The 12814-nt window shown below is 69.2% G+C and carries 11 protein-coding genes and 1 pseudogene; 7 read left to right on the forward strand and 5 right to left on the reverse strand.

Annotated elements, in window-relative coordinates; genetic code table 11:
• Positions 1-146: 146 nt before the first annotated feature.
• Genes OG714_RS05965 through OG714_RS05980 form a run of 4 tightly spaced genes read left to right on the forward strand, consistent with a single transcriptional unit; the run spans position 147 to position 4648 of the window.
• Positions 147-1064, forward strand: coding sequence for a carbohydrate ABC transporter permease (locus tag OG714_RS05965; protein WP_019064401.1), 918 nt, complete (start codon positions 147-149; stop codon positions 1062-1064).
• 15 nt (positions 1065-1079) lie between these two features.
• A complete protein-coding gene (locus OG714_RS05970) occupies positions 1080-2036 on the forward strand; it encodes a carbohydrate ABC transporter permease (RefSeq protein WP_406119045.1) in 957 nt (318 codons plus the stop codon).
• Between the two features lie 10 nt (positions 2037-2046).
• Positions 2047-3390 (forward strand): ABC transporter substrate-binding protein, encoded by a 1344-nt coding sequence (locus OG714_RS05975; protein WP_406119046.1) that lies wholly within the window; start codon positions 2047-2049, stop codon positions 3388-3390.
• Positions 3391-3448: 58 nt separating this feature from the next.
• Positions 3449-4648, forward strand: coding sequence for a Gfo/Idh/MocA family protein (locus OG714_RS05980; RefSeq protein WP_406119048.1), 1200 nt, complete (start codon positions 3449-3451; stop codon positions 4646-4648).
• A 56-nt stretch (positions 4649-4704) separates the two neighbouring features.
• Here OG714_RS05980 and OG714_RS05985 read toward each other — a convergent pair whose 3' ends face one another.
• Entirely contained in the window at positions 4705-5400 is a 696-nt protein-coding gene (locus OG714_RS05985) for a L,D-transpeptidase family protein (RefSeq protein WP_406119049.1), read from the reverse strand.
• Positions 5401-5613: 213 nt separating this feature from the next.
• Here OG714_RS05985 and OG714_RS05990 point away from each other — a divergent pair, with 213 nt between their 5' ends.
• Positions 5614-7014: a pyridoxal phosphate-dependent decarboxylase family protein gene (locus tag OG714_RS05990; RefSeq protein WP_406119050.1), complete on the forward strand. Its 1401-nt coding sequence runs from the start codon at positions 5614-5616 to the stop codon at positions 7012-7014.
• On the opposite strand, the pseudogene OG714_RS05995 reads toward OG714_RS05990, so the two are convergent.
• A pseudogene (locus OG714_RS05995) lies at positions 6988-7514 on the reverse strand (SDR family NAD(P)-dependent oxidoreductase). The gene OG714_RS05990 and the pseudogene OG714_RS05995 sit on opposite strands and share 27 nt — an antisense overlap.
• Positions 7515-7564: 50 nt before the next feature.
• Here OG714_RS05995 and OG714_RS06000 point away from each other — a divergent pair.
• On the forward strand, positions 7565-8092 hold the full coding sequence (locus OG714_RS06000; RefSeq protein WP_406119052.1) for a hypothetical protein: 528 nt from the start codon (positions 7565-7567) through the stop codon (positions 8090-8092).
• Positions 8093-8101: 9 nt separating this feature from the next.
• On the opposite strand, the gene OG714_RS06005 is transcribed toward OG714_RS06000, so the two are convergent.
• The 3 genes from OG714_RS06005 to OG714_RS06015 form a co-directional block, all read right to left on the reverse strand.
• On the reverse strand, positions 8102-9016 hold the full coding sequence (locus tag OG714_RS06005) for an SDR family oxidoreductase (RefSeq protein WP_406119053.1): 915 nt from the start codon (positions 9014-9016) through the stop codon (positions 8102-8104).
• Between the two features lie 86 nt (positions 9017-9102).
• Positions 9103-9732 (reverse strand): MBL fold metallo-hydrolase, encoded by a 630-nt coding sequence (locus tag OG714_RS06010; RefSeq protein WP_406119055.1) that lies wholly within the window; start codon positions 9730-9732, stop codon positions 9103-9105.
• Positions 9732-10820: an S-(hydroxymethyl)mycothiol dehydrogenase gene (locus OG714_RS06015; protein WP_406119056.1), complete on the reverse strand. Its 1089-nt coding sequence runs from the start codon at positions 10818-10820 to the stop codon at positions 9732-9734. The genes OG714_RS06010 and OG714_RS06015 overlap by 1 nt, the downstream gene beginning before the upstream one ends.
• A 171-nt stretch (positions 10821-10991) precedes the next feature.
• On the opposite strand from OG714_RS06015, the gene OG714_RS06020 reads away from it, so the two are divergent.
• Complete coding sequence (locus OG714_RS06020) at positions 10992-12746, forward strand: ABC transporter ATP-binding protein (protein WP_406119057.1); 1755 nt, start codon at positions 10992-10994, stop codon at positions 12744-12746.
• Positions 12747-12814 lie beyond the last annotated feature (68 nt).

Here is a 12814-nt window from a genome sequence, read left to right on the forward strand (position 1 = left end):
TTTCTTTCACCATGGAAGTAACACGACCACTCCATAGCCGGAATCCGGCACGGAAAAGACCTTTGCACAGCTATTGACGCCTGGATTCTTTCGCAACGAAAGTAAGTGACCCGAGGACGAGCCGTCGTAGACAAGGGAGTCTCCAGATGACCATCGCCTCAAGCAGTCCCCCGACCCGTCGGCCGCGGGCCCGTGAAGACGGGGGCGACGGACGGCTGGCGGCGGTCTTCATCGCCCCGGCCCTGCTGGGCTTCCTGGTCTTCCTGCTCTGGCCGACCCTGCGCGGCATCTATCTGAGCTTCACCCGCTTCAACCTGCTGACGCCGGCGAAGTGGGTGGGCCTCGACAACTACGACCGGATGGTCCACGACCCCATCTTCTGGTCGTCGTTGAAGGTCACCGTCGAGTACGTGCTCATCAACATCGGCATCCAGACGGTCACGGCCCTCGCCGTCGCCGTCCTGCTCCAACGGCTCACCCAGTCCGCCCTGTTGCGCGGGATCGTGCTGACGCCGTACCTGATGTCGAACGTCGTCGCCGGCATCGTCTGGCTGTGGATCCTCGACACCCAGCTCGGCATCGGCAACGAGATCATCGGCGGGCTCGGCTTCGACCACATCCCCTTCCTCGCCGACAAGACCTGGGCCATCCCGACGATCGCCCTGATCAACGTGTGGCGGCACGTCGGCTACACCGCGCTGCTGCTGTTCGCCGGGCTGCAGGCCATCCCGGGCGACATGTACGAGGCGGCGAAGGTGGACGGCGCGAGCGAGTGGCGCATGTTCTGGCGGATCACGATGCCGCTGCTGCGGCCGGTGCTCGCGGTCGTGCTGATCATGACGGTGATCGGTTCGTTCCAGGTGTTCGACACGGTCGCGGTGACCACCGCGGGCGGCCCGGCGAACGCGACGAACGTCCTCCAGTACTACATCTACGGCTCCGCCTTCGGGCGCTTCCAGTTCGGCTACGCGTCCGCGATGTCCGTGGCCCTGCTGATCGTGCTGAGCGCCATCACGTTCCTCCAGTACCGGCTCACCCGCGCCGGCCAGACCGACCTCGGCTGACCGGAAGGAGTCGACATGGCCACCCTGACCACCACACCCAATGTGCCCAACTCCCCTACGCCCACGGCAAAGCAGGAGGTCGTACGGCCGCCCCGGCCCCGGCCCTCCGTCGGCAAGGTCGCCGCCTGGATCGCGATGGCCGCGATCATGCTGATCACCCTGCTGCCCTTCTACTGGATCCTGCGCACCGCGCTCTCCACCAACACCGGGCTCGCCGCCCACCCCTCGGACCCGCTGCCGGTCGACTTCACCACCGGTGGTTTCGAGCGGGCACTCGGTCTCCAGTCGACCAAGGAGGCGATCGCCCAGGGCGGTTCGGGCGGCGGGCTGAAGTTCTGGCGCTATCTGCTCAACTCGGTGATCGTCTCGACCCTGGTCACCGTCGGCCAGGTGTTCTTCTCCGCGATGGCCGCCTACGCCTTCGCCCGGTTGCGCTGGCGCGGCCGGGACCGGATGTTCGGGCTGTTCCTGGCCGGGCTGATGGTGCCGGCGATCTTCACCCTGCTGCCGAACTTCGTCCTCATCAAGCAACTCGGGCTCGTGGACACCCTGTTGGGGATCGCGCTGCCGACGATGTTCATGACGCCGTTCGCGGTGTTCTTCCTCAAGCAGTTCTTCATGAACATCCCGCGCGAGGTCGAGGAGGCCGCCCTGCTCGACGGCGCGGGCAAGGTCCGCGTGTTCTTCCGGGTGCTGCTGCCGATGGCGTCCACGCCGGTCCTCACCCTGGGCGTGCTCACGTACATCACGTCCTGGAACGACTACTTCTGGCCGCTGATGGTGTCCTACAGCGACGGTTCCCGCGTGCTGTCGGTGGCGCTGGCCATCTTCCGCTCGCAGACCCCGCAGACCGGCTACGACTGGTCGGGCCTGATGGCGGCGACCCTGATCGCCGGGCTCCCGATGCTCGTCCTCTTCGGGGTGTTCGCGCGCCGCATCGTGAGTTCCATCAGCTTCACCGGAATCAAGTAAGGGGCAGGGCATGCGATTTCGTACGGTCATGGCATTGACCGGGGCGCTCGCGCTGTCCCTGACGGCGGGTTGCGCCAAGGGCGACTCCGTGGGCTCGGCCTCGAACACGGTGACGTACTGGCTGTGGGACTCCAACCAGCTCCCCGCCTACCAGGCCTGCGCGAAGGACTTCGAGCAGCAGAACCCCGGGCTCAAGGTGAAGATCACCCAGTTGGGCTGGGCCGACTACTGGACCAAGCTCACCGCGAGCTTCATCGCGGGCACCCAGCCGGACGTGTTCACCGACCACATCCAGAAGTTCGGCCAGTTCGCCGACCTCAAGGTGCTCCAGCCGCTGGACGACCTCGATATCGACGCGTCCGCCTATCAGCCCGGTCTCGCCGCCAACTGGCAGGGCCAGGACGGACATCGGTACGGCGCGCCCAAGGACTGGGACACGGTCGCCCTCTTCTACAACCAGAAGATGGCCAAGTCGGCCGGTCTGGACGCGGACCAGCTCAACAGCCTGTCCTGGAACCCGACGGACGGCGGCACCTTCGAGAAGGCCATCGCCCATCTGACCATCGACAGGAACGGCAAACGCGGCGACGAACCGGGCTTCGACAAGCACCACGTCAAGGTGTACGGCATGGCCACCGGGGGCGCCGGTGACTCCGACGGTCAGACCACGTGGAGTCCCTTCACCGCCTCGGCCGGCTGGAACTACACGGACAAGAAGCGCTGGGGCACGAACTTCCAGTACGACAGCAAGACGTTCCAGTCGACGATCAAGTGGTACTTCGGACTGGCGAAGAAGGGCTATCTCGCGCCGTTCACGGACTACAGCGACGGCGCCAACCCGCCCAACGCGCAGATAGCGGCCGGCAAGGCGGCGACCGCGTTCGACGGCGCCTGGATGATCTCCACGTACGCCGCGGCCAAGGGGATCAAGGTCAACACCGCCTACACCCCTACCGGTCCGACCGGGAAACGGGCGACCATGATGAACGGACTGGCCGACTCGATCACCAAGAACGCCCCCAACAAGGCGGGCGCGCGAAAGTGGGTGACCTACCTGTCGTCGAACAACTGCCAGAAGACGGTGGGGAGTTACGGCATCGTCTTCCCCGCGACCCCCGACGGCACGAAGGCCGCCGTCGCCGCCTACAAGAAGAAGGGCATCGACGTCACGGCCTTCACCCGGCCGGTCGCCGACAAGAAGGACTTCTCCACCTTCTCCTTCCCGATCACCAACTACTCGGCGGACGTGTACGCGTTGATGCGCCCCGCCATGCAGGACGTCTACGCCAACGACGCACCGGTCAGCGGCCTGGGCAAGACCAACAAGCAGATCAACTTCATCCTCGGTCAGTGACTCATCGGTCGACGACTCATGAGTCAGCGAAAATCTCGTCAGAGAAGGACACGCACCTATGACGTTCTCCCTCGGCATCGTCGGAGCAGGCCAGTTCTCGGGCCAGTTCGCCAGACTGTTCCAGGCCCACCCGGGCGTGAGCGAGGTCTACGTGACCGACCTCCTGCCGGAGCGGGCGGAGCAACTGGCCGCCGAACAAGGGCTGGCGGGCACCTTCCCCTCCTACGAAGCGATGCTGGAGTCGAAGGCCGTCGACGCCGTCGCGATCTTCACCCAGCGCTGGACACACGGCCCCCTGGTACTCCAGGGGCTCGGCGCCGGCAAGCACGTGTACTCCGCGGTGCCCATGGCGATCAGCACCGAGGAGATCGCGGCGATCATCGACGCGGTCAAGGCGACCGGACTGACGTACATGATGGGCGAGACCAGCCAGTACAACCCGGCGACCGTGCACGCCCGCAACCAGATCGCGGAGGGCGCCTTCGGGCGGATCTTCTACGCCGAGGGCGACTACGTCCACGACATGGATCTGGGGTTCTACGAGGCGTACCAGTACAGCGGCGGCGACAACTGGAAGGCCACGGCCAGCTATCCGCCGCTGCTGTACCCGACGCACTCGGTGGGCGGGGTGCTCGGCGCGTGGCAGACGCACGCGGTGAGCGTGTCGGCGATCGGGGTGGTCGACGAACGCGGGGACGGGGTCTTCGACAAGGAGGTCAGCCAGTTCGGCAACGACTTCTCCAACGCCACCGCGCTGTTCGAGGTGGCGGGCGGCGGTTCGTTCCGTACGAACGAGTTCCGGCGGGTGGGCTATCCCTCGCAGATCCGGGAGTCGCGTTTCCGGTTCTTCGGGACGGACGCGAGCATGGAGCAGCTCGCGACGGTGGCCTTCTGGCAGGACAAGAAGGGGGTGCAGGACATCAGCGAGCTGCTGGAGCCCAAGCCCACCATGTCTCCTGACGATCCGTCACTCCAGCACATCGCGCCGGATCTCCGGGCCGCCTTCACCTCGGGCTCGGCGCCGGTGCACGACCGGTCGCGGCTGCCGCGGGAGTTCGACAACCTGCACAACGGCCACGAGGGCAGCCACCACTTCCTGGCGGACGACTTCGTGACCGCGGTCAACTCCCGCACCCTGCCCAGCGTGAACGCGTGGGTCGCGGCCCGCTACACCCTGCCGGGCATCATCGCGCACGACTCGGCACGGCAGGGCGGGGCGAGGCTGGAGATCCCGGACTTCGGGGACGCGCCCGCGTAACTGGGTTGGCACGCAAGCCGGGTGACTGTCTGTCAGGTCCCCGGCTTGCGGCTGTATCAGGTACCCGGCTTGCGGCCGTAGACGAAGACGTCGTCGCCGTTCTTCAGCAGCGACCAGTACTTCTTGGCCGTGGTCTTGGTCATGTTGACGCAGCCGTGCGAGCCCGGCGGGTTCCACATGCTGAGGCCGACCGAGTGGAAGGCCTGGCCGCCGTCGAAGAACTGGCTGTACGGCATGGGCACGTTGTAGATGTTCGAGACGTGGTCGATGTCCCGCCAGTAGATCTTCTTCAGACCGGTGCGGGTCTCGTAGCCGTTGCGTCCGGTGCGCACCGGGACCGGGCCGTAGACGAGCCTGCTGCCGTCCTGGATCCAGCTGATCTGGAGCGTGAGGTTGACGCAGGCGATGCGGCCCTTGTTGGTCGGGCACTTGCCGGCCTTGTTGGGCTTGTTGCCCACGGCCTTCTGCTTGTTCATGAGGTCCATCACGCCCCACGTGACGGAACCCGCGTAGCCGATGTTCGGCGTGATGCCGTGCTTGGTCTGGAAGGCCTTGATGGCCTTGCAGTCCGCGGCGGACTGCTTCCCGTCGACCGGCCGCCCGAGGAACTTCTCCACCTGCTTCTGGTACGGCCCCGCCTGCGTCGTACAGCTCGCCGCCATCGCCGGCGTGCTGCCCAGCGCGAGCGTGAGCGGTGCCACCAGCCCGGTGATCCCGAGCACCACGGCACCTCGTCTGCGTATGTCCCCCATGTCGAACCCTCCCCCTCGGCAAGAACTGCGATCTCTGCCACCTAGACCGGAGTATGGCGGCCGAGGTTGTAGTACGGGACACGCTGCGACGAAACGGTGACATTCCTCGCCTGCCGGTCAGCGTGCGCACCGGTGGCCGTCGTCCCTTCAGCAGTCCAGTTCCCCCGAAGTGGCCCGATACCCCACCCGCGACCTCCGCCTACGCTGCCGCTCATGCACCGCACACTCGCCGACGACCTCTCCCGGCTCCCCGCGCTCCTCCGGTCCGCCCATGACCTCGCCGCCCGCGAGCTGGCCGGGGTGGACGAGCGGCCGGTAGTCCGGCTCGACAAGGCGCCCGGCGGGGAGCCCCTGCCGGTCGAGGGAGCCGGTGGCGAGGCTGCGCTCGCCCGGTTCGCCGAGCGGTGGGCGCCCGGGCTCTCGGGGTCGGCGGGCCCGCGCTACCTCGGCTTCGTGACCGGCGGTGCGACGCCCGCGTCGGTCGCCGGCGACTGGCTGACCAGTGCGTACGACCAGAACGTGTCCGGCGCGGCCGGTTCCTGGGCGGCGGCCCTCGAACGGGAGACGGTCGACTGGCTGCGCGAGCTGTTCGGGCTGGGCGAGGCGCACTCCGGGGCCTTCGTCACCGGCGCGACCATGTCCAACACGGTCGGGCTGGCGATCGCCCGCGAGTGGCTCGGCGAGCGCCTGGGCGTGGACGTGTCCCGGGACGGGCTCGCCGCACTCGGCCCGGTCGACGTGCTCTCCGGCAGCCCGCACTCCAGCGTCACCAAGGCACTGTCCGTGCTCGGCATCGGCCGGAACCGACTGCGCCACGTGCCCGTGCTCGCCGGAAACCGTGAAGCCGTGGACGTGGCCCAACTCGACGCCGTCCTGGCCGAGTTGGACGGCCGCCCGGCGATCGTCGTCGCGAACGCCGGCACGGTGAACACCGTCGACTTCGACGACCTGCGGGCGATCGCCGCCCTCAAGGAACGGCACGACTTCTGGCTGCACGTGGACGCCGCGTTCGGCGGCTTCGCCGCGCTCTCCCCCACGTACGCCCACCTCGTCGACGGCCTCGACGCGGCCGACTCGGTCTGCGTCGACCTCCACAAGTGGCTCAACGTGCCCTACGACGCGGCCGTCCAGTTCACCCGCCGCCGCGACCTCCAGACCAGGGTGTTCCACAACGCGTCCCCCTACCTCGGCCTGCCCACCGGCGACCCGGACTTCCTCCACCTGACCCCCGAGAACTCCCGCCGGCTGCGCGCCCTCCCGGCCTGGTTCTCCCTCATGGCCTACGGCCGCGCCGGGCACCGCGAGATCGTCGAACGCAACGTCGCCCTCGCCCAGCGCCTCGGCGCGGGCATCGCCGCGCTCCCGGGCCTGCGGCTGTCCGCGCCGGTCCGGCTGAACGTCGTCTGCTTCACCCTCGCCGAGAACCCCACGCCGGAGCGGGTGGCGGCGGTGGCGGAGGCCGTGTCCGCCACCGGCGAGGCGTTCCTGACGCCGACGGTCTACGACGGGACACCCGCGCTGCGCGCCGCGTTCAGCAACTGGCATACGTCCGAGGCCGATACGGACCGGGTGCTGGCGGCGCTTGCCTCACTGCCCCTCGGCCCTGCGCTCTGAAAGGGACTGGTGGAACCCGGTGTTGACCGCCGTGAGTCCTCCGTCGACGGCGAGCGTCGTCCCGGTGATCCAGGAGGCGTCCCGCGAGGCGAGGAACGCGACGGCCGCGGCGATGTCCTCGGGCAGCGGAACGTCCCCGTCAGGGTGATGTCGAGGTCACGCGCCCACTCGTCGTCCGGTTCGTCCTCGAAGAGCGGGACGTCGGGCGTGCAGTGCGCGGCGCAGTTGACCAGGACGTCGAGCGACCCGAAGGTGCCGACGGCGTGCGCGACGGCCCGCTCGACCGCCTCCTGGTCTCCCACGTCACAGCCCAACGCCTCCGCCGCCAGACCGAGTTCGCGCAGTGCCGCCGCCGTCTTCTCCGCCTCGGGCAGATCCGCGTCGGTCACCAGCACCCGCGCGCCCTCCTCCGCGAGCCGCCGGGAGATGGCCGCGCCGATGCCGCGGGCCGCACCGGTGACGAGAACTCCGTACCCCTCGAAGCGCGTTGTGTCAGTCATGGACCCGAACGTACTGCCGGAACGATCAACTCGGCAGATAGCGTGCGGACATGCACGCGTTCCTACAGCAACTGCCCGCGCTCATCGGTGTCGTGATCGGCGCCCTCGGCTCGTACGTGGCGATCGTGCGGGGCGATCGGGCGAGGTTCCGCCGCGAGCGGGCGGCCCGCTGGGAGGAGCGGCGGCTGGAGGTGTACGCCGAGTACGCCCGGACGCTGAAGAAGTCCGTGACCCTGGCCTACCGGGTCGCGTCCCACTTCGGCAACGACCCGCATCCGCACCCGCTGACCCCGGCCGAGGCGGAACCGCTGCTGGCCGAGGCGACCGTGGGCCGCGATCCGTCCGGCGAGGCGCTCATCCTGCTGGGGAGTCCGGAGGTGGTGGAGAAGGCCCGGGCGTGGGTCAGCGCGGTGATGGAGATGGAGCGGTTCATGCGCACGCAGACCCACGACCCGGTCGCCTGGCGGGAGTTGATGGACCGTCAGCGTGCCGGTCGCGAGGGCTACTACGCTGCCGTACGGGACGATCTGGCACTGCCGCCCGGCCACTCGGGCCGCTGGTTGACGCCCCAGGACTGATCTCGTGGCTCACCGGTACCCGGTCACGTCCGCCGGCTTCCCCACGTCCTGTACCTCCACCAGGTACCGCCACGCGTCGGGGCGGCTGCCGTCGAGGTCCGTGAAGCCGTACACCGGGGCGAGTCCGCCGCTGGACAGCGACTGCCCGTTCCAGCGGGCCACTTCGGGGTCGGCGGCGAGGGCGGCGACGGCGCGGCCGACGTAGCGCGGGGTCTCCGAGATCGCGAAGTGGGGGACGCGTTCCAGGGCGTCGCGCCAGTTGTCCTCGCGGACGCCGAACTGGTCGAGCATGATCTCCGAGCGCAGCCAGCCCGGGGTCAGCGCGAGGGCGGTGGAGCCGCGCGGGCCGAGTTCGTGGCCGAGGGCGAAGGCCATGCGCAGGACGGACGACTTGGCGAGGTCGTAGAAGAAGGAGACGCGGTAGGTGTCGCGGTTGTACTCGGCGGTCCCGTCGGTCATCTCGACGACCAGGCCGCCGGGCCGGCGCAGCAGCAGGGGCAGCGCGTGGTGGCTGGTGATCGCGTGCGTCTCGACCGCCAGCCGGAGGATGCGGAGCCCCTTGTCGAGGTCGTGTTCCCAGACGGGAGTGTCCCAGGCGAAGAGGTGCTCGCCACCCCAGATGTCGTTGACGAGGAGGTCGAGGCGGCCCTGTTCGTCGTCGATGCGGTCGACGAGGGCCCGTACGGCCGAGGGTTCCAGGTGGTCGGTGGGGACGGCGATGCCCCGGCCGCCGGCCGCGGTGACGAGGTCGGCGGTGTCCTCGACGGTCTCGGGCCGGTCGTACTCGGAGCGCCGGGCACGGGTGCTGCGACCGCTCACGTAGACGGTGGCACCGGCCGCGCCCAGCTCCACCGCGATCCCGCGTCCCGCTCCGCGCGTCGCCCCCGCGACCAGCGCGACCTTGCCTTCCAGTGGACCCGGCATGTCCGACCTCCCGTGCTCGTTCGACCTGTCTCACGTCGATCGTGCAGGAGAAGCCGGACACCTTCTGTCAGGTATTCACCGGTGTCTCAGTGCCCCCGCGCGATCCACTCCTCCAGATGCGCGGCCTCCGCCCCGACGGTCGTCGAGTCGCCGTGCCCGGTGAGCACCTTGGTCTCGGCCGGGAGGGTCAGCAGACGGTCGCGGATGGAGTCGATGATCGTCGGGAAGTGGGAGTACGACCGTCCCGTGGCCCCCGGTCCGCCGTGGAAGAGGGTGTCGCCGGTGAAGACCGTGCCGAGCCCGGGCTCGTACAGGCACACCGCGCCGGGCGCGTGCCCCGGCGTGTGCAGGACCTTCAGGTCGGCGCCCGCGACCTCGATCACCTGACCGTCGACGAGATGAGCGTCGGGGTCGCGGTCGGGGTGGGTCTGCTTCCACAGGGGCAGGTCGTCGGGGTGCAGCCAGATCGTGGCACCGGTGCGGTCGGCGAGTTCGGGCGCCGCGTCGATGTGGTCGTTGTGCGCGTGGGTGCAGATGATCGCGGTGAGCCGACGGTCGCCGACCGCCTTCACGATGGCGTCGGCGTCGTGGGCGGCGTCGATGACGACGACCTCGTGGTCGTCGCCCACGATCCACACGTTGTTGTCGACGTCCCAGGTGCCGCCGTCGAGGCTGAACTGCCCTGAGGTGACGAGGTGTTCGATACGCGTCGCCATCACAGCACCACCACCGAACGCAGCACGTCGCCGCCGTGCATCCGCTCGAACGCCTTCTCCACCTCGTCGAGTTGGATGGTCTCCGTCACGAACGCCCCCAGGTCCAGGCGCCCTTGCTGATGCAGATCGATGAGCATCGGGAAGTCACGGGAGGGCAGGCAGTCGCCGTACCACGACGACTTGAGCGAACCGCCCCGCCCGAAGACGTCCAGCAGCGGGAGTTCGAGCTTCATCTCCGGGGTCGGCACCCCGACGAGGACGACCGTGCCGGCGAGATCGCGGCCGTAGAAGGCCTGCTTGTACGTCTCCGGGCGGCCGACCGCCTCGATGACGACATCGGCGCCGAAGCCACCGGTCAGCTCACGGATGGCCTCGACGGGGTCGCTCGTCTTCGAGTTGACGGTGTGCGTGGCCCCCATGGAACGGGCCTTCTCCAGCTTGCGGTCGTCGATGTCCACGGCGATGATCCGCGCGGCACCCGCGAGCCGGGACCCGGCGATCGCCGCGTCACCGACACCACCGCAGCCGATGACCGCGACCGTGTCACCGCGCCCGACATTGCCGGTGTTGATGGCGGCACCGATACCGGCCATGACCCCGCAGCCGAGCAGTCCGGCGACCGCCGGAGAGACGGACGGATCGACCTTGGTGCACTGTCCGGCGGCGACCAGCGTCTTGTCCGCGAAGGCGCCGATACCGAGAGCCGGGGAGAGTTCCTGGCCGGTCGAGGCGAGGGTCATCTTCTGCTTGGCGTTGTGGGTGTTGAAGCAGTACTGCGGCCGGCCGCGCAGACAGGCGCGGCAATTCCCGCACACGGCACGCCAGTTGAGGATCACGAAGTCGCCGGGGGCCACATCGGTGACACCCTCCCCCACCGACTCCACGACGCCCGCGGCCTCGTGCCCGAGCAGGAAGGGGAAGTCGTCGCTGATGCCGCCCTGTTTGTAGTGCAGGTCGGTATGACAGACCCCGCAGGCCTGCACCTTCACCACGGCCTCACCGGGTCCGGGATCGGGTACGACGATCGTCTCGACCCGGACCGGCTCGTTCTTGCCCGGTGCGATCACGCCGCGTACTTCCTGCGCCATGGTCCTGAACCCCTTCGTCGCCGTTGTCCCTGCCTACGACCCTACGCGTGACTGATCGGTAAGGCCCACGCGTACCACCATGGTCGTCACCGCCACCGTCCCTCTCACCCCGGTCGGTCACCGACGTAGCCTGAATGCTCCGACCGACTCGCAAGGAGCACCGTGGGCGCCGTGGGCATCGCAGGGACTCGGAGCGCCCCGCCGACCTGGCGGCTGCTCCTCGACTACGTACGGCCGCACCGCTGGGCCCTGTTGGCGGGTGCGGTGCTTTCGCTGGTCACCGGGGGCACCGGGCTGCTGCTGCCGCTGGTCGCGCGAGGGCTGATCGACGACCTGTCGCACCACCGGACGATCACCGGGGCGCTGTTCGCGATGTCGGCGCTGGTGGTCGCCAACGCGGCGCTGGGCGCGCTGGGTTCATACGTTCTGCGGCGTACCGCGGAGTCGGTGGTGCTCGGTGCGCGGCGCGCCCTGTCGTCGTATCTGCTGCGGCTGCGGATCTCAGCGGTGGACCGCAGCGAGCCCGGTGACCTGATGGCCCGCATCACCTCGGACACCACGCTGCTGCGCGAGGTCACCACCGACTCCCTGGTCGGGCTCGGCACCGAGGGGCTCATCCTCGTCGCGACGGTGGTGATGATGGGTCTGGTCGACCCTGTGCTGCTGGCCGTCACCCTCGGCGTGATCGTGGGTGCGGGCGTTGTGCTCAGCGTGATCGTGCCGCGCATCAACCGGGCCAGCCGGCAGGCACAGGACGCGATCGGTGTGATGGGAGCGTCGCTGGAGCGGATCCTCGGCGCGCTGCGCACGGTGAAGGCGTCCGGCGCCGAGGACCGCGAGGAGCGCACCCTGCACGCGGCGGCCGAGGAGTCGTGGCGGCAGAGCATCCGCGCGGCCAAGTGGGCGGCGGCGGCGGGCAATACGGCCGGCCTGTCGATGCAGATCGCGTTCATCACGGTCCTCGCGGTGGGCGGAGCGCGGGTGGCGACGGGCGCGATCGACGTCGGCACGCTGGTCGCGTTCCTCCTCTACGTCTTCTATCTGATGATGCCGATCCAGCAGGTCGTCGGCGCGATCACCCAGTACCAGACGGGCGCCGCGGCCCTTTCCCGCATCCAGGAGGCGCTCCAACTCCCCGCCGAACCCCCGTCCCCGCCCGCCCAGTTGCCCTCCCCCGGTGCCGAACCCGCGTCCCTCGCCTTCGACGACGTCCGCTTCCGCTACGCCGACGACCTCCCCTACGTCCACCACGGCGTGACCTTCGAGGTACCGGCCCGGGGCATGACGGCGTTCGTCGGCCCGTCCGGCGCGGGCAAGACCACCGTGTTCTCCCTCATCGAGCGTTTCTACGACCCCGAGTCCGGCGCCATCACCCTCGACGGCCGGGACCTCGCGGAGTGGGAACTGTCCCAACTCCGGTCCGCCATCGGCTATGTGGAGCAGGACGCCCCTGTCCTGTCGGGTTCCCTGCGCGAAAACCTGCTGCTCGGCAACCCGGACGCGGACGACGACGCCGTCACCCGCGTCCTGAGGACGACCCGCCTCGACGGCCTGGTCGCCCGCCTTCCGAAGGGCGCCGACACGCTCGTCGGCCACCGCGGCACCCGCCTCTCGGGCGGCGAACGTCAGCGCGTCGCCATCGCCCGCGCGCTGCTGCGCCGGCCCCGGCTGCTGCTCCTCGACGAGGCGACCTCGCAGCTGGACGCGGTGAACGAGGCGGCCCTGCGCGACACCGTCGCCGATGTGGCCCGTACGACGACGGTCCTGGTCGTGGCGCACCGGCTGTCCACGGTGACGATGGCCGACCGGATCGTCGTCATGGACGCGGGCCGCGTCCGCGCGGTGGGCACGCACCGGGAGCTGGTGAGCGCGGACCCGCTGTACGCGGAGCTGGCGGCGACACAGTTCCTGGCGACGACGGGCTGATCCCGGGGAACGGCTGAGGGCCGCCCGTTTCCGGACGGCCCTCAGAAAGCGCGTGCTCAGCAGGATCG

Source organism: Streptomyces sp. NBC_00989, from assembly GCF_045162655.1.
GTDB lineage: Bacteria > Actinomycetota > Actinomycetes > Streptomycetales > Streptomycetaceae > Streptomyces.